This window comes from Prochlorococcus sp. G4PB16, from assembly GCF_059772465.1.
Map to the genome: position 1 here is coordinate 766765 of NZ_CM186289.1, position 16583 is coordinate 783347.

At 34.9% G+C, this 16583-nt stretch carries 22 protein-coding genes; 16 read left to right on the forward strand and 6 right to left on the reverse strand.

All coding sequences use genetic code 11. The features are described from left to right. Positions 1 to 93 precede the first annotated feature (93 nt). Positions 94 to 360, reverse strand: coding sequence for a hypothetical protein (locus AC6EIZ_RS04725; RefSeq protein ID WP_498512788.1), 267 nt, complete (start codon positions 358 to 360; stop codon positions 94 to 96). 98 nt (positions 361 to 458) lie between these two features. On the opposite strand from AC6EIZ_RS04725, the gene AC6EIZ_RS04730 reads away from it, so the two are divergent. Together AC6EIZ_RS04730 and AC6EIZ_RS04735 are read left to right on the forward strand one after the other, a co-directional pair. After that, positions 459 to 734, forward strand: a complete 276-nt coding sequence (locus AC6EIZ_RS04730; protein ID WP_498513188.1) for a SemiSWEET family sugar transporter — start codon at positions 459 to 461, stop codon at positions 732 to 734. Between the two features lie 79 nt (positions 735 to 813). Then, positions 814 to 975 carry a hypothetical protein gene (locus tag AC6EIZ_RS04735; protein WP_498512789.1) on the forward strand — a complete coding sequence of 54 codons (162 nt, stop codon included), beginning with the start codon at positions 814 to 816 and terminating at the stop codon, positions 973 to 975. Positions 976 to 1030: 55 nt separating this feature from the next. On the opposite strand, the gene AC6EIZ_RS04740 is transcribed toward AC6EIZ_RS04735, so the two are convergent. Beyond that, positions 1031 to 1558 (reverse strand): hypothetical protein, encoded by a 528-nt coding sequence (locus AC6EIZ_RS04740; protein WP_498512791.1) that lies wholly within the window; start codon positions 1556 to 1558, stop codon positions 1031 to 1033. A 161-nt stretch (positions 1559 to 1719) separates the two neighbouring features. Next, positions 1720 to 2013: a cytochrome b559 subunit beta, long form gene (gene psbF, locus AC6EIZ_RS04745; RefSeq protein WP_269606448.1), complete on the reverse strand. Its 294-nt coding sequence runs from the start codon at positions 2011 to 2013 to the stop codon at positions 1720 to 1722. A 193-nt stretch (positions 2014 to 2206) separates the two neighbouring features. On the opposite strand from psbF, the gene AC6EIZ_RS04750 reads away from it, so the two are divergent. The 3 genes from AC6EIZ_RS04750 (at position 2207) to AC6EIZ_RS04760 (ending at position 4008) form a co-directional block, all read left to right on the forward strand. Beyond that, complete coding sequence (locus tag AC6EIZ_RS04750) at positions 2207 to 2653, forward strand: hypothetical protein (RefSeq protein WP_498512794.1); 447 nt, start codon at positions 2207 to 2209, stop codon at positions 2651 to 2653. 417 nt (positions 2654 to 3070) lie between these two features. Continuing rightward, on the forward strand, positions 3071 to 3586 hold the full coding sequence (gene fldA / locus AC6EIZ_RS04755) for a flavodoxin FldA (protein ID WP_498512796.1): 516 nt from the start codon (positions 3071 to 3073) through the stop codon (positions 3584 to 3586). Between the two features lie 182 nt (positions 3587 to 3768). After that, positions 3769 to 4008, forward strand: a complete 240-nt coding sequence (locus AC6EIZ_RS04760; RefSeq protein WP_498512798.1) for a CopG family transcriptional regulator — start codon at positions 3769 to 3771, stop codon at positions 4006 to 4008. A gap of 16 nt (positions 4009 to 4024) precedes the next feature. On the opposite strand, the gene AC6EIZ_RS04765 is transcribed toward AC6EIZ_RS04760, so the two are convergent. From AC6EIZ_RS04765 to AC6EIZ_RS04775, 3 genes are read right to left on the reverse strand one after another with little or no spacing between them, the layout of a single operon-like run. Beyond that, positions 4025 to 5863 (reverse strand): ArnT family glycosyltransferase, encoded by a 1839-nt coding sequence (locus AC6EIZ_RS04765; RefSeq protein ID WP_498512800.1) that lies wholly within the window; start codon positions 5861 to 5863, stop codon positions 4025 to 4027. Next, positions 5864 to 6973 carry a glycosyltransferase family 4 protein gene (locus AC6EIZ_RS04770; protein WP_498512802.1) on the reverse strand — a complete coding sequence of 370 codons (1110 nt, stop codon included), beginning with the start codon at positions 6971 to 6973 and terminating at the stop codon, positions 5864 to 5866. A gap of 5 nt (positions 6974 to 6978) precedes the next feature. Beyond that, on the reverse strand, positions 6979 to 7929 hold the full coding sequence (locus AC6EIZ_RS04775; RefSeq protein ID WP_498512804.1) for a DMT family transporter: 951 nt from the start codon (positions 7927 to 7929) through the stop codon (positions 6979 to 6981). 53 nt (positions 7930 to 7982) lie between these two features. Here AC6EIZ_RS04775 and sppA point away from each other — a divergent pair, with 53 nt between their 5' ends. The 11 genes from sppA (at position 7983) to rpsN (ending at position 16560) form a co-directional block, all read left to right on the forward strand. Further along, positions 7983 to 8792 carry a signal peptide peptidase SppA gene (gene sppA / locus AC6EIZ_RS04780; RefSeq protein ID WP_498512806.1) on the forward strand — a complete coding sequence of 270 codons (810 nt, stop codon included), beginning with the start codon at positions 7983 to 7985 and terminating at the stop codon, positions 8790 to 8792. After that, the gene (gene aroH, locus AC6EIZ_RS04785) at positions 8789 to 9166 is read left to right on the forward strand and encodes a chorismate mutase (protein WP_498512808.1); all 378 of its coding nucleotides are present in this window, start codon (positions 8789 to 8791) and stop codon (positions 9164 to 9166) included. The genes sppA and aroH overlap by 4 nt, the downstream gene beginning before the upstream one ends. A gap of 95 nt (positions 9167 to 9261) precedes the next feature. Beyond that, a complete protein-coding gene (locus tag AC6EIZ_RS04790; protein WP_498512810.1) occupies positions 9262 to 9837 on the forward strand; it encodes a DUF2808 domain-containing protein in 576 nt (191 codons plus the stop codon). 47 nt (positions 9838 to 9884) lie between these two features. Further along, on the forward strand, positions 9885 to 10022 hold the full coding sequence (gene rpmH, locus AC6EIZ_RS04795; RefSeq protein ID WP_269606465.1) for a 50S ribosomal protein L34: 138 nt from the start codon (positions 9885 to 9887) through the stop codon (positions 10020 to 10022). Between the two features lie 40 nt (positions 10023 to 10062). Next, positions 10063 to 10449, forward strand: coding sequence for a ribonuclease P protein component (gene rnpA, locus AC6EIZ_RS04800; RefSeq protein WP_498512812.1), 387 nt, complete (start codon positions 10063 to 10065; stop codon positions 10447 to 10449). After that, positions 10446 to 10856 (forward strand): PH domain-containing protein, encoded by a 411-nt coding sequence (locus AC6EIZ_RS04805; RefSeq protein ID WP_498512813.1) that lies wholly within the window; start codon positions 10446 to 10448, stop codon positions 10854 to 10856. Before rnpA ends, AC6EIZ_RS04805 begins: the two co-directional genes overlap by 4 nt. 84 nt (positions 10857 to 10940) lie before the next feature. Beyond that, entirely contained in the window at positions 10941 to 12089 is a 1149-nt protein-coding gene (yidC, locus tag AC6EIZ_RS04810) for a membrane protein insertase YidC (protein WP_498512815.1), read from the forward strand. A gap of 58 nt (positions 12090 to 12147) precedes the next feature. Continuing rightward, positions 12148 to 13626 (forward strand): Ycf46 family AAA ATPase, encoded by a 1479-nt coding sequence (locus AC6EIZ_RS04815; RefSeq protein ID WP_498512817.1) that lies wholly within the window; start codon positions 12148 to 12150, stop codon positions 13624 to 13626. A gap of 120 nt (positions 13627 to 13746) precedes the next feature. Further along, positions 13747 to 15027 (forward strand): serine--tRNA ligase, encoded by a 1281-nt coding sequence (gene serS / locus AC6EIZ_RS04820; protein WP_498512819.1) that lies wholly within the window; start codon positions 13747 to 13749, stop codon positions 15025 to 15027. Between the two features lie 19 nt (positions 15028 to 15046). Beyond that, positions 15047 to 16129 carry an RIP metalloprotease RseP gene (rseP, locus tag AC6EIZ_RS04825; RefSeq protein WP_498512821.1) on the forward strand — a complete coding sequence of 361 codons (1083 nt, stop codon included), beginning with the start codon at positions 15047 to 15049 and terminating at the stop codon, positions 16127 to 16129. A gap of 128 nt (positions 16130 to 16257) precedes the next feature. Beyond that, positions 16258 to 16560 carry a 30S ribosomal protein S14 gene (gene rpsN, locus AC6EIZ_RS04830; protein WP_498512823.1) on the forward strand — a complete coding sequence of 101 codons (303 nt, stop codon included), beginning with the start codon at positions 16258 to 16260 and terminating at the stop codon, positions 16558 to 16560. Positions 16561 to 16583 lie beyond the last annotated feature (23 nt).

Sequence of the window (16583 nt, forward strand, 5' to 3'; positions counted from 1 at the left end):
TTAATGTTTAATTACTGATAGCTTACATTGGTATAACCTTATTGGCTACATGAAAATCAAGATTTAAAGTAAAAAGATTCTATTAATATCTTTCTACTTTAAGTTGCTTCTCATAACAAACATAATTATCAACCCAATCGATATTAGGGCTAAAGGGTAAATGAATACAAATAATAGATCCTTTAAGTTTGCTGGTCTATTAACAATAAATAAACCAACTATAAAAATTATTATTGGGAAAAGGATAAGTGATTTTATTAATAGTCCTTCATTCCATTTCTTAATTTCATTATCTTCATCCAATAAAGTTTCCAGTTTCTCCTTTAAAACTTCATCATTAAAATCAGACTGATCATTCATAAGATCTTTAAAACAAGACTAGGAATTCAGGATAAAGATAGGTACTGGTTTTTTCATTAATATATGGTTTTGGCCAATATTCATTCCTATAAAAGATGATGAGTCACTTTAATTATATAGATTTATTTGGTTTCTCAGCAGCTTTGCTAACTACGATTGCGTTTTTACCTCAATTATATAAAACATGGAAAACTAAATCAGCGGAGGATGTATCATTAATCATGTTGATTCTATTTTTAACAGGTCTTATTTGTTGGATTATTTACGGCTTAAAGATCCATTCGTCTCCGATTTTAATTGCAAATGTAATTACCTTTATTTTTAACTTTTCGATTTTAATTCTAAAAATCACTTATAGAAAAAGTAAGGAATAATGATTTCTTTTATATATATTAAATATTTTTTATTCAGCTCCTTTTAAAGGTATAGTTACTAGAGAATTAAATAAATTAAATGTCAGGAGAAGAACTACAACTAATTGGCAACTCTCTTGCTTTACATCCTCCTGTGATGATAATCACTCTTGGTTTATTCATGTACATCAGAGGTAAAGCTATTGCAAGTAGCAACCCTACAAAAAAAGTAACTCCATTTTTTCCTTTCAGAAACGTCTGAAATATAGTTAATTATCAAAGTCCAAAAAAGCAAAGTCAATACTTGACTTAAAGTATTAACCAAAAGGATTAGTACCCATAAGTGGTCCTACGAATAGGAATTCCATAACAGCTCCTGTTATTGCAACAGGGAAAACCCAAATAGACATAAATCTAATTCCCATGAATTTCATTCCTCCTTTGCCTGCAAAGGAGTCTTTCGTCATTGTGTAGACGGTTTCAGTATCACTTACTGAATATGAATTTTCTCCAGGGCTAGAGTAGGGCTGAGCAAAATTCAAATTATTAATTAAATTTCTGACTTTGTTATGCAGAACTATTGGCCAAACCCATAAGAAAAATATACGACTAGCAAACGCAAAAGTATCTGATTGAGGAATTCCTAATTGCTGATTTGCTTTATCTTTTGGGAAAGCATCCTCGATAATCTCTGAAATCAGGTTTTGATCTGTAGGGAATACCTCTTTTTTATTAATGAAGCTTGATTGATTAACGGATGAAACAATTTCAGTTTCAGTTTCAGTATTTTCTAAAACAGCCGTAGAGCTATTATTTTCATTTAGATTTGATTCTTGACTTTCCATAACAAACTTTTTTCTAGCAAGATTATAAACTGTCTTAGTTCTTTTTGATTAAAGAAATATATAATTTAAAAATATTCAATAGAAATTTTAATTATCTCTTTTAAATCAAAAAAAAAGCTTACCTAAAGATAAGCCTTTTTTCTTTTTTATTTATGAGTTAGCTATGCGTTTATTACACCACGGCGAATAAATTGCATTGCAAATATTGCTCCTAGGAAAAACACTGTTGGGATTCCTAATGCGTTTACCGCCAGGGTTCTAACAGTAAAAACCGGGTATCCCCCAGCAGGTCTTCCTTTATCAGCAACGATTGCAGTATCTTCCCAAACTTGCTCGTTCTTAATAGTCGGGCCATTATCCCAAACAAATACTCCCCATCTACGTAACCAATAATCAGCAAAGGCAAGAGTAAAAATAACTGGAGATAGAACCAGCAATAATTTAAGTGTGTTCATCCATCTAGGATATTTATGTGACAAATCCTGGCATATGAGAGTCAAAAAGGCTGATCAAGAAGAAGACCCTAAGGATTCTGTAACAAATTGGTCCGAATTTAGAAGCTTTAATAACTCTCTAAGTCGACTCGCATTACTTCTGATATGGTGGGATTACTGCCCCTAGAAAGGCCTAAATTAATTGCTTTGATTTATGGAATTCGGTTTTAAAGAAATTCTTTTCGGATTAGCTGGAGTAAGCATGATTGCTTGGGCTGGAGTAATCGGCCTCTGGCATACATATATGTTTCCAAGATTTTTCAGAGAAGATTCAAGTCGAATCAATAGCACTTCTAACGTAACTTCAGGCATCTCAGAAGCAAAGTCAGCTAGTGCAAACAATAGTCCTAACAAGCCTTGGTTCCTTGATGACGAAGGCGGCACTCTTACACCTCAAACAGCCTTGGGAGCAATAGGTCTAAGCGATAGAGGAAAATACAGCAAGAAATCTTTTGTAGTTGCTGATTTCAATCCTGTTGAAGCTGGCTATGGAGTTAATAGGCTTTACACTTCGGTTTTGATTGGGTTGGCTATCAGTACTTTTGTAATAATCTCCTTTGGACTTCAAAGTGGATTTGGAATGATGGGACCAAACTTATAAACCACTGAAACTGATACAAAAAGATTGACCTATTAAGCAAAATTTAAAAATAAATTCCAGAAGAGGTTTTAAATCAACCAATACAAATGTTTTCAGATAAAGATCTTTAATAAGGCCTATTTTGAATAATTCTTAAATTTTTTTTTTCAATTGTATTAAACATCCATAGGAATTGCTTTTTTGTTCTAATACTTTTGAAGAGTTTTCCTTGAAAAGTCTTTTCAGCACTATATTTAAGAAGCTTGATCGATACAAAAATAGATATGAGACATTTGTTCAATAGAGAGAAGAGCAACAAATATTGACTTTTTTGTGTATCAAAAATCAATATTGAATAGACAAGAAAATTTAAAAAAAACCAAATTCACTCTAAATGTGCAAAGCTGCTTTAAAATATTCTTGATTTTAAATTGCTCCATGACTGTAGGAATCTACTTCGCTACAACAACAGGTAAAACCGAAGATATAGCTGAACGGCTGCACGGATTACTTGACTCTGCTGAAGGTCCAAAGGATATTTCAGACGTCGATGACCTTAGTGAATTAGCTGGACATGATGGGGTTATTTGTGGCATCCCTACATGGAACACCGGTGCTGACTCTGAGAGATCAGGAACTGCTTGGGACTCAATCCTTGAAGACATTGGAGAGCTAAATCTCAGCGGCAAGAAAGTTGCAATTTTTGGTTTAGGAGATTCTTCTACTTACACCGAAAACTATTGCGATGCAATGGAAGAGCTACATAGGTACTTCCAGAAAGCAGGTGCTTCAATGGTTGGATACACAGCTAAGAGTGATTACACTTTTGACGAGTCAAAAAGTGTAGTTGGAGAAGAATTCTGCGGATTACCTCTTGACGAAGACAGTGAATCAGACATGACTGATGAAAGGCTATCAGGATGGGCTGAGAAGTTAAAAGGCGAGATGTTTTAAGCCTTAAACTAACTAAATTGTTAAATCTTCCTAGGTAATTACTTAGGAAGATTTTTTTTGATCGTTTACATATCTAATTAAAATTCAGAAAAGATAAATAAAAATATCCCTAAAAAAGTCAATTTTTAAAGCTATTTAATAAATCACCCCAAACAGCACCATAATATCTTAATGTTTTCTTTATGAACTCAAATAATTGCTCAGACCAATACGTTTCCTTAAACGTAAATCTCTCTTTAAAGGATGAGACTTTGCGGATGTTGATAGAAATGGCAAATGATATGGGAGCAAGTCTTGAGGATGTAATAAGCTCAATAACTGAAGACTCAGTAATTGATTTAGAGAGGCTTCAGGATGATTTAGGCATTGTTATAATCCCAGAAAAATGTAGCAAACAAGATTTAATAAATTCGATTCAGTAGAGTTTAAACCCTTTTTTTAAAATCTTTCCGGTCTAGGATTTTTCCAAGTAGAAATAACACCATCTTTTCTCAAAGATGTAGCTCGTCTTTCAAGAATTGCTCTATTAAGTCTCCAAACGCTATATGTACCAAAATCACCTAAGACTTTTGGATTAAGTCCTTGCCAATAAGATTTATCAAATGATCTTTTATCAATAACTAAAAGCGTTGTTTCTGAGCCATTGGATCCATATATTGGTCTTCCTTTCCAGCCTCTTCTTTTCTCATTTTTAAGCCGATCAGAAACATTTACCAAAGCATTTTTAGATCGCCCTTCAAAAACAATGACCTGATTAGTATAAAAATGAATTGACGGCTTCATAGCCCCTACCATTACTATAGGTTCATTCCTATTTTGAGAGTTTAAAAGTAATTCTGAGGCTTGCCTTAAAGGGAGTTGTCTTAACCTATCTGCCAAATCAAAAGTTGGGAGCACAATTAGAAAATGGGATAAAAATATAGGAATTTGCAAAATCAACAGTTTTCCATATATATTTCTAAAGGAAAAAATAATTCCTAGAAAAGCAATTAAAAGAAAAATAAATCCAGCTTTTTCGAGTAAAAAGCTATTGGTTAATTCTTCTGAGAAGTTTGGTATCTCAGGATCATTAAGAAGCTGAATCCACATTTTTGAAAAGAAGAGAAATATGGAAAATAGTATTGATAAAAATATCGTAATTTTCCAAGCTAAAGATTTTAAGAATTCCTCTTTAATATGATTAGTTAAGGAAAATGATATTAAAATTGATGCCGCTGGAGTAGCAGGAAGCCAATAACTTGGTAGCTTTGTAGCTGAAATAGTAAAAAAAACAAATACAGCGATTAACCAAAAAAATGAAAACTCAAATAATGACTTTTCTGGCTTGTGAATATCCCTATTGGACCATTTGAAAATATTGCAAAAATTTTTCCAAATACTTATCAGTAAAAATGGGGTAAGAGGTAAAGAAGCTATACATAATACTATTAAGAAGAACCACCAAGGTTCGCCATGAGAATTTACTACCGAGGTAAACCTTTGAAGATTATGATACCCAAAAAAACTTTCAAAAAAGGGTTTGCCCTCTATAAATAATTCAATTAAATACCAAGGAAAGCTAATTAAAAAAACAATAAGAAGTCCTGGAATTACTCTCAATATTTTAAAAACCCCATAAAAATTATTTTGATATAAAGCAAAAAATAAAATTGTTAGCCCAGATAAAACCAAGGCGACAGGACCTTTTGTTAAAACCGCCAATGATAAAAAAAACCAAGGTAACCACCAAACTTCTCCTTCTGGATTGGCGTATCTTCTCCATTTAAGAAGTAAGCAAATTCCTAAAGTGCTGCATAACAATGCATCGCTTACAGCAATTCTTCCCCAAATTATGACCAAAGGCGACAATGCAAATACCAACGCAGCCAAAACTGCTGTTCTTCTATTGAAATTATTTTCTTCTTGGGGATATCTCATCATTGTGTCCCCTAAAACAAGCATTAGAAAAATTGTTGATAATGCGGAAGGAAGTCTTGAAGCCCAAGTACCGAGAGGATCCCAAAAGACATTGCCTGGGATTGAAAACCCTATCCCCATTAACCAATAAACCAAAGGAGGCTTGTCAAAACGAGGTAATCCATTTACTTGAGGAGTTAACCAATTCCCCGTTTCGGCCATTGCTCTACTGGCTGCTGCAAACAAAGGGGGGGTTTCATCAACTAAACCTGTTGCTCCTAAATTCCAAACAAAAATTATTAAACCAAAAAATAAAATACAAAGAAGACCACGTCTCCTTTGTTTAAATGTCGGGGAAGATAAGTTCGTTAAACTTTTCAATTAATCTTGAAAGTCTGCAGAGTCTTTTTTATTTAAGCCTTTATTAAGCCAACTCTCCACACGTTCTGCAAATACTTTATTAGTGGCATTTTTTTCAAACCAATCCCTACAATTCTTTCTTTTGATTTCTGAAATTGATTTTGTTGCTTTTATCAATCCTTCAACATCATTAGGTTTAACCAAAAAACCATTGAATCCATCTTGAACCAATTCCCCAGGTCCTCCAAGATCATATGCAATTACAGGGACCCCACAAGCCATGGCTTCAACAATAACGTTCCCGTAAGCTTCATTCCACTTAGGGGTGTTTATTAACCCTCTACATAGTCCTAATTGTTCCTGAAATTTATTCGTAGGAAGGAATCCTCTCCACTCAATAATATCTTTTTTGAAAGTATTTTCAATTTTTAATGCGTATTCTTTATCTTCTTTAAGTCCCCAAACTAATAATTTCTCACCTAAATCATTAGCAACTTTTACGGCATCTTCTAAACCTTTTTCTGGCGCGATTCTTCCAGCCCAACCTAACGGACCATTCTCATTTTCATTGAACAAATAATTTTCGACATCAAAGCCATTACCAACAATAATTGGGTCTGTTTTTAAAGCGTAATCTTTAGATTGTCTTTCTGTATGAAAGGCCAACTGAAATGGAAATAATTGACTTATTTCACTAATTATTTCTTTCATTATTATTGATTCATCACCCATGCTAATTAAATGAAAAATTTTAATTACTTCAGTTTTCGTTAACCATAATGGAAGCCAATCATATGCAAAGTTAATAATTGCATCGGATTTATCAGCTATATCAATTACCTCTTCCCATAACCTTGGTAAAACGCCATTTGAAGGAATTAAAACTGGATCTGTTTTCTTCTGATGTTGCCAACTAGGTTGATCAATTCCATCGATTAATCTTATTTCAAGCAGTTCACTTTCAAAAGGTAATTTTGATCCTTTTGGTGCTACTAAAATAATTTTATGTCCTAATAAAATTAATCCTTTGGTTAAAGAAATAATAGTAAGTTCAACTCCACCACCTTTGCCACTACCCAAATAACCTATAGGTGTACTTACAAGAATAATTTTTAATTGCTTATTTATCACGTAAATTAAGCCTCTTTTATTAATTCATTATTGCTTTTATCTCCCCAAAATCTTCTTCTCTGGCTTACAAATAGTACTGAGATTAAAACCAAAACGACTCCAACCCACTGAATGGGAAAGAGTCTCTCGCCTAACCAAATTCCACCAGTAACCAAAGCGAATACCGGTGTTAAAAATGCAAGGGTACTAAAGCTTGTTAATTCTTTACGGCTTGCAAACCAAAAAAATAATCCATAGGCCAGTGCGCTTCCTAGCAAACTTGAATAAGACATCAAAGTCCATTCAAAAGGAGACCAATCTGGTACTAATGGCCAGTTTTTATCAAAAACATGCCAAATAAGAAGAGGAATGCTACCTAAAACCATGTGCCATCCGGTAACCGCTACAGGATCACTGTTCTTGCAAGCGAATCGAATAAGCACCGTCCCTAACGCCATAGAAGTGGCTGCGCATATCATCCACACTTCTCCGTGGCTTAAAAAATTACCTGCAGATTCAACTTTACCTAACAAAAACCAATTCCCAAGCAACTCAGTAGGGACTCCAAGACAAATTATTCCCACCAAGCCAAGAACCAATCCAAGCCATCCAATTGGATTTATTGCATCTCCAAACAAAATTCTTGCTAGTAAAGCAACCATCAAAGGTTGGGAATCGATAAGAACAGAACCCAAGCCTGCCCCTGTTTCCATTAAACCCTTAGCTAGAAAAATCTGAAAAAGAGTTGCGTCAATCAAAGTAAATATGAGAAACCACACCAAATCATCTTTTGAAATATTCCAACTTCTCTTTAAAAAAGGTACTGAAGCTAAAACTACTAAGCCTGCAGGCAAAAGCCTAAGTGAGGCTACAATCTCAGGCCCCGCTGCATTAACTAAAGGCGCCATTGCCGCCATTGAGGTTCCCCAAAGAGCGAACGGCAAAATCATCAAAAACCAATTCCAAATGACAAACATAAGGTCAGAAAGCAATCTCCTTTTTAAGATCAATAAAGTTATGCATAATTTGAATGATTTGGCCCTTGAGACGCAAATCCAAAAAAAGGATGGCACGAATCTGTATTGAAGGTCCTATCAACGCAGAAACTCGAAAAAATGTTCTCAAAGCATTAAAGCAAATTGAGGAAAGAGAGTTCCCAGCCTTATTACTTCGCATTGATAGCCCTGGGGGAACAGTTGGTGATAGCCAAGAAATCCATAGCGCTCTCTTAAGACTAAGAGAGAAAGGTTGTCATGTTGTAGCTAGTTTTGGCAATATCTCAGCCTCTGGGGGGGTCTATATAGGGGTAGGTGCTGAAAAAATTGTTGCCAATCCAGGGACAATAACAGGCTCTATTGGTGTGATTTTAAGAGGTAACAACCTATCAAAGTTATTAGAAAAGGTTGGTGTTAAATTTGAAACTGTTAAAAGTGGGATTTATAAAGACATCCTTTCCCCCGATCGACCTCTATCAAAAGAGGAAAGGGAACTACTTCAATCTCTAATTGATAGCAGTTATGAACAATTTGTTTTAGCAGTATCAAAAGGAAGAAATTTAACCCCAGAAGTCGTTAAGAGTTTTGCTGATGGGAGAGTTTTTACTGGAGAGCAAGCTAAAGAATTTGGACTGGTAGATGAGATCGGCGATGAAAATGATGCAAAATTACTTGCTATAAAAATTGCAAACCTAGATGAAAAAACAAAGCCCATTACCTTTGGTAAAAACAAAAAGAAATTATTAGGGTTTTTACCAGGCGGAAAATTAATCCACAATCTTCTAAATGCATTAAATCTGGAGTTGGAGGGGAATGGAAAGATCCTTTGGCTTTATAAACCATGAATTTTCAAAGTGAATTCACTTATCTGTGTGCGTTGAGAGGGGCAACGACTTGTGAAAACAATTCTATTGAGTCAATAACTTTGGCGGTAGAAGAATTGCTATTTGAATTGGTCTCCAGAAATAATTTGATCCCAGATCAAATTATTTCTGTTACTTTCTCGGTTACATCGGACATAAATGCTTGTTTTCCCGCTTCTATTGCTAGAAAAAAAACAGGCTGGGAAAAAATCGCACTTTTAGATTGCCAACAAATGTTTGTTAAAGACGACTTATCTAAATGTATTCGACTTCTTGCCTACGCTTTTTTAGCTAATGATCAGATACCTCAAAATCCTTATTTAGGTAAAGCAAAAAATTTACGTCCAGACAGATAAATTAAATTTTTCTCCAACAAACACTTATATTAAAAAAAAATGAATATGCACTTGAAAAAATTCAAGTGACTAATTATTTCTGAAAAATTCAAATTATGTTCAAGAAGAAATCATCATCAAGTATCAAGAAAGTTTTTTTTATTGGATTTTCAGCTTTTATCTTTGGGCCAGGAACTTCTCTCTTGGCTCCCGCCTCCTTTGCATCTCCAGGATTCTTTGAACACCAATGGGATCCAGAACCAGGATATAAAAGACTTAGATATTATCAATCCAATTCTGAAAGGAATGAAAGAGCAACTTATTACCTTTTTCTTAGAGGGAAGGAAAGAAAAGAAGATATTGCAAAATTGACCATTGTAGTTCCTGACTATTTTGACGCAAAAATCAAGGCAAAAAAATTAAGCCTCTGTAAAGTGAAAATTGGAGGATACACTGAAAGGACTCGTTGTATAGAAAATATTCCTTCTCTAATTGAAGTTATTGATAAGCAAACTTCTATTAAAATCTCTCCAGAAAAACCAATTCCATCTAACAAGTCTAATTACGCAGTAGTCATGAAAATATTCAATCCTAGAAAAAGAGGCATGTTTCAATTGCGAGCACTCTCCCAAAAAGCAGAAGACATTCCTATCTCAACATATTTAGGCACTTGGAACATAGACGTGCAGTGAACTGATAAATTAAGCTTCATATCAAACCAATACGGGAATAAATAGTAATGACAAAAAGAACCTTTGGGGGAACTAGCAGAAAAAGGAAAAGAGTTTCCGGCTTCAGAGTGAGAATGAGATCTCACACAGGGAGAAGAGTTGTTAGAACTCGCAGAAAGCGTGGAAGAGCTCGTTTAACTGTTTAAAGCAGTCTCTTAAAGATACTTACCCTAAAAGTTTCTTCTAATGGTTTTGCCAAAAAATATGCGTCTCAAAGGTCATAGATGTTTTGACTTCATTTATAAAGAAGGCTCAAGGTTTTATAGCCCTTCAATGGTCCTAAGGGTTACAAAAGCAAATAAGAAACTTCAAGTCAAAGGATTAAACTCAAAAATCAGTTCCTCAATTAGATGTGCCATTTCAATAAGTAATAAAGTAAGCAAAAAATCAGTTACAAGAAATAAGCTTCGACGGTTATTCCACCAACACTTGTCACAAAGACTCTCTAAAATGTCTCTTGAAAATGAAATTTGGGCATTTATTTCCTTGAAACCCTCCTGCATGAAAAATTCCAATAGCGCTTTACTTAAAGAATGTGACAAGCTACTCACTAAGGCTGGAATAACAAAATGACAATTAGTTCCAATGAAGACATTTTTTATGAAGGCGGCCCTGCAAGTGGTGATCTAATAATAAACTTGATGGCTGGGATAACACTTATAGGACTACCTTTTACTTTTGGAGCTCTGGTTAGAGCTTTGTGGGTTAGATATAAAATAACTACTCGTAGAATATCTGTGACTGGCGGCTGGCTAGGCAGAGATAAAACTCAAGTTGTTTATAGTCAAATAGCTGAAATCAGGGCTATTCCAAGAGGTTTAGGGTCTTATGGTGATATGGTTTTAGTCTTAAAAGATGGAGCTCGCTTAGAAATTAGATCAATTCCCAACTTTAGAGAAGCGGAATCGTATATTCTAAAAAAAATAGAAAAATCTTCCATCAACAATTTTGATAAAAATGTCCAGGGCTTTTCAAACTAATGAGCCCTCACAAATATGTGAGACAAGAACACATCTTCTAAGGCAAACTGGCCTAACAAACTCAATCTTTCTAAATTAAACACCGTGATCGGGTACATCTCAGACAATCTACTTATCCCGATCCTAGATTTTTTCTACGGATTAGTTCCAAGTTATGGACTAGCGATTGTCGCATTAACCATAGTTATCCGCCTGGCACTTTTCCCTCTTAGCGCTGGCTCAATCAGAAGCGCAAGAAGGATGAAGATAGCTCAACCTGTCATGCAAAAAAGACAGGCTGAAATCAAAAGTCGCTATGCAAGCAATCCTCAAAAGCAACAGGAAGAATTAGGGAAATTAATGGGTGAATTTGGTAGTCCACTAGCTGGATGCCTTCCTCTCCTTGTTCAAATGCCAATATTATTCGCATTATTCGCAACTTTAAGAGGTTCACCTTTTGCTGATGTACCTTATCTTGTCAATCTCAAAGTTTTACCTTCAGACCAAATAGCAGCTGTTGAGCCAAAACCTTTCAAGACAGCGAAGCACTCCATATTCATTACTGAAAAGAATCATTTCCCTGTTATTGCAACTATTCCAGGTGGCACAAAAATCGGATCAGGTGATTCAGTTAAAATTAATTTGCAGACTTTAAATGGAGATTCATACGTTAACGAATTAAAGAAATATGAAAATGGATCTAAATTTTTTCCTTCTTGGAAAGTCACAAAAGGAGAAGATATTGTAAAGGTATCGTCTGATGGGACTGTAAATGCACTTAATCCTGGCGATGCTACTGTTGAAGCAAAGATCCCTGGTTTAGCAGCCAAAAGTGGTTTCTTATTTATAAAAGCTTTAGGAAATGTTGGCTTTTATGTCGATGGGGCAATTCATTGGGATATTGCAATTCTAGTAGCAGGTTTTGGTTTAACACTCGTCATTTCTCAGGTACTCTCTGGAAGAGGAATGCCTGTAAACAAACAACAATCAACTGCTAATAAAATTACACCGGTAATGATTACTGGAATGTTTTTATTCTTCCCTTTGCCTGCTGGTGTTTTGCTATATATGGTCATCGCAAATATTTTTCAAGGATTACAAACATTTCTGCTTAGCAGAGAATCCTTACCAGATAATCTACAAAAAATACTTGATGATCAACTTAAACAGCAAAATAATCCTACTGTTTCTGTATCTTCAGAAGTAATATCAGATTCAGAAAGATTACCTTTTGAACCAAAAAGTAATAAATAATTCAGGAATAGAGCTTATTATATTAATAAACTCTTGTGTATAATTAGATTAATAGCTTATGTCTAATTGGGAAGAGCAACTTGATCTATTAATTAGAGCAAGAACTCCAATTATTTGGATAAGGAGTAATGAAGAAGAAAGAGTTGAAACTCTTTTAAAAAATTCTACGAAGAGACTTTCGCCAAGAAGACTTGCATCGTGGGATTATATAGATGGTATCAGTAATATTCTGAATTCCAATAAACTTGGCTCTAGGCAGCCAATGGCAGTTCTTGAATGGCTGAAGGAACTGGATGACAGTTCTCCAACGATACTTTTATTAAAAGATTTTCACCATTTTTGTGAAGATCCTGGCATTCTAAGAATGCTAAAAAATTTAACTGTCCATCTTCGTTCAAAGCCTCATTCCATAATTATTAGTTCTGGATTATGGAGCCCTTCAAACGATTTAGAAGAAGACCTTACTATTCTTGACCTCCCCCTACCTAAAGAAAATGAAATCAAGATACTTTTAGCAAATATTGCTGAGGCAAGTAATTCTCAATTAGACGAGGAAATTTTAAAGGAACTTACAAATGCATGTGGAGGTCTTAGTGAATCCAGAATAAGGAAAGTAGCTGCTAGAGCTCTTGCACAAAGAGGTCAAATTGGCAAAGAAGATTTAATAGAAGTACTGGAAGAGAAACGCCAATCTATTGCTCGTAGCGAGGTCTTGGAATATTGCAAAACAACTAAGTCACCCAATGATGTTGGAGGTTTACAAATATTGAAAGATTGGTTAAAGCAAAGAAAACAAGCTTTCTCAGAAGAAGCAAAAGATTTTGGATTGCCTTTACCTAAAGGTGTTTTGCTAGTTGGCCCTCAAGGAACAGGAAAATCTCTAGTAGCTAAAGCAATAGCAAATAGCTGGTCTATGCCATTATTAAGACTTGATGTAGGTAGATTATTTGCCGGTTTAGTAGGTGCCAGTGAAGCTAGGACAAGAGAAACCATTCAGCGCGCTGAAGCTATGGCCCCTTGCATTTTATGGATTGACGAAATTGACAAAGCTTTTGGGGGAGATGGAAGAAGTGACGGTGGAACCAGTCAAAGAGTCCTTGCAAATATTCTTACTTGGATGTCAGAAAAAACTTCTTCTGTTTTTCTTGTAGCAACTGCAAATGGGATAGATAAGCTTCCTGCTGAGCTACTTAGGAAAGGAAGATTTGATGAGATTTTTATGCTGGAATTACCCTCTAGGAATGAAAGACATAGTATTCTTGAACTTCATCTTCAAAAACGAAGGCCTAATGTACAGATTGATTTAAATGCTGCTGTTGATAGGACTGAAGGATTTTCTGGAGCAGAATTAGAACAATCAGTTATAGAGGCAATGTATTTTGCATTTGCAGAAAGAAGAGAACTTCTTGAAGGTGATTTAATACTCGCTATAAGTCAACTGGTACCTCTTTCTAGAACTGCAAGAGAGCAACTTGAATCTTTAAAAGAATGGGCTTCTAGTGGAAGAGCAAGAGCTTCATCACCAAAACTTTTTTAAAGTTTCTATCAATTTCAGTTTTAGAACCAAAAATAGTTCTTAATTCAAAAGAAATTAACAAGCGTGCTTATTTTTAGGAACAATTAACGTTTAGGCTAAAAGGACTTCAATATTTAGATAGTGATAGATCAAAGACTACTTAGGGAAAATCCTAATTTAATTAAAGATGGACTTGTATCAAGAGGAATGAATATTGATTTAGAACCCCTTCAAAAATCCTGCGAAGATCTCAAAGAGCTTGAGGAAAAAAGAAGCCTTTTACAAGCGCAAGGAAATTCAATAGGCAAAGAGGTTGGGCAAAAAATAAAAAAAGGTCTATCTCCAAATTCAGAAGAGATCTCAAACCTACGCATTAAGGGCAATCAAATAAAAAAACAAGTTGCGATTATGGAAGAGGAAGAAAAATCGATTTCACAAAGATTAAATGAACAAATACTTTGCATACCAAATCTCCCAGAAAAAGATTCTATAGAGGGAAAAAGCGAAAAAGACAATAAGGAAATAAGAAGATGGGGTGAACCTTTTTTAGGAGATAATCTAAAAGAGCATTGGGAAATTGCTAATCAATTAAACCTCTGGGATAGTGAGAGATCATCATTAATAGCCAAAAGTCGATTTGTAACCCTTTTCAACCAAGCTGCAAAACTTGAAAGATCACTTATAAATTTCATGCTTGATTTTCATGTTAAAAAAGGATATGTAGAAGTTCTCCCGCCAGCTCTTGTAAATACAGCAAGTCTTACTGGATCAGGTCAGCTCCCAAAATTTGCAGAGGAAAGTTTTCGATGTTCTGATGATGATTTATGGCTTACTCCTACTGCTGAAGTTCCATTAACATCTCTTCATAGAGGTGAAATAATCCCAAAAGATTTGCTCCCATTAAAATACGTTGCTTATAGTCCTTGCTTTAGAAGAGAAGCAGGTAGTTACGGAAGAGACACTAGAGGACTAATAAGACTTCATCAATTCAATAAAGTAGAACTATATTGGTTCTCTAGTCCTGATAAATCTAAAGAAGCTTTAGAGCAAATCACATATGATGCAGAATCTGTTCTACAAGAATTAGAACTGCCTTATAGAGTAATTGAGCTTTGCACTGGAGATTTAGGTTTTTCAGCAAAAAAGACATACGATCTGGAGGTTTGGCTTTCAGGAGCAAATACCTTTAGAGAAATATCTAGTTGCAGCAATTGTGGAGACTTTCAAGCGAGAAGATCTTCAATAAGAACAAAAGATAACAATAAAAAAAATATACTTTTGCATACTTTAAATGGAAGTGGACTGGCTATAGGTCGCACTATGGCTGCGATTCTTGAAAATGGTCAACAAGCAGATGGAAGTATCAATTTACCAAAAGCCTTAATACCTTACTTCGGTTCGAATAAATTACAGCCAGAATAGCTCAATCAAAATCTAATTAATGAACGTTCTCTTATCTATAGCTGTTCTTGGCCTTCTAATTTTTTTTCATGAAGCTGGTCATTTTTTAGCAGCCATACTTCAAAAAATTAAAGTCAGTGGGTTTTCAATTGGTTTTGGGCCAGCTCTTTTAAAAAAGGAAATAAATGGAATTACTTATTCACTTAGATCTCTTCCTTTAGGGGGGTTCGTCTCCTTTCCTGATGAAGAATCAAATTCTCTAGTCAAACCAAATGACCCTGATCTTTTAAAGAATAGACCAATTCACCAAAGAGCAATAGTTATTTCAGCAGGTGTAATAGCAAATTTATTACTTGCTTGGATAGTACTCATTGGTCAAGCAAGCTTTGCAGGGATTCCTACTCCAGCTGAGCCAGGAGTAATAATCATGGGAATACAGCCAGATGAGCCTGCATTTAAATCAGGGTTAGTTGCTGGAGACAGAATAATGAGCGTAAATGGTCAACCATTAGGAAGAGGGAAAGAAGGTATCATGAATTTAGTCAATATTATTCAGACATCTTCAGGGAAAGAATTACTTTTCGAGAGAGTTTCTCAAGATGAAAGCGAAACAATTTATATAACCCCCGCTGACAACGAAGGAAATGGAAGGATAGGAGCTCAATTACAACCCAATCTTCCAAATGAGTTATCAAAAGCAAAGAATATTGGTGAAATAGTTAATAGCTCAAATTCACAATTTTATGAATTACTAAGTCGAACCGTTATTGGCTATAAAAGTTTGATTACTAATTTTGCTTCAACTGCTCAGCAGTTAAGTGGACCTGTGAAAATTGTTGAAATTGGTGCTCAGCTTTCAGAACAAGGAGGATCAGGTCTTGTACTCTTTTCTGCATTAGTTTCCATTAATCTTGCAGTTCTCAACTCGTTACCTTTGCCTCTTCTTGATGGAGGTCAACTAGTTCTTCTTGTCTTAGAAAGTATCCGTGGGAAGCCAGTTCCTGAGAAAATTCAATTAGCTTTTATGCAATCAGGTTTTGTCTTACTTGTAGGATTAAGTTTGGTTTTAATAATCCGCGATACAACACAATTATCTTTAGTTCAGCAATTGGTTCACAGATAAACTATTGCAAATATATGGATAATTTCATTTGTTGCCAAGAATATTTTAAAAATAAATTTCAGGCAATATCTTAAAACAATCATGCAAGGAGTTAATATGCTATTCAAATGAGTTAAATAACTCCCTTAATGGCCAAGAAATCAATGATAGCGCGTGATGTAAAGCGCAAAAAACTCGTAGAAAGATACGCAACGAAGCGTAAAACTCTTATTGATGCTTTCAAATCAGCCAAAGATCCCATGGAAAGACTAGAAATCCATAGAAAGATTCAAGCTTTACCTAGAAATTGCGCACCAAATAGAATTAGGAATCGTTGCTGGGCAACTGGAAAGCCAAGAGGTGTTTATAGAGATTTCGGTCTTTGCAGAAATCAACTTAGGTCAAGAGCTCATAATGGTGAATTGCCTGGAGTAGTTAAATCAAGCTGGTAAAAATTAAAAGTAAATTTATTTAC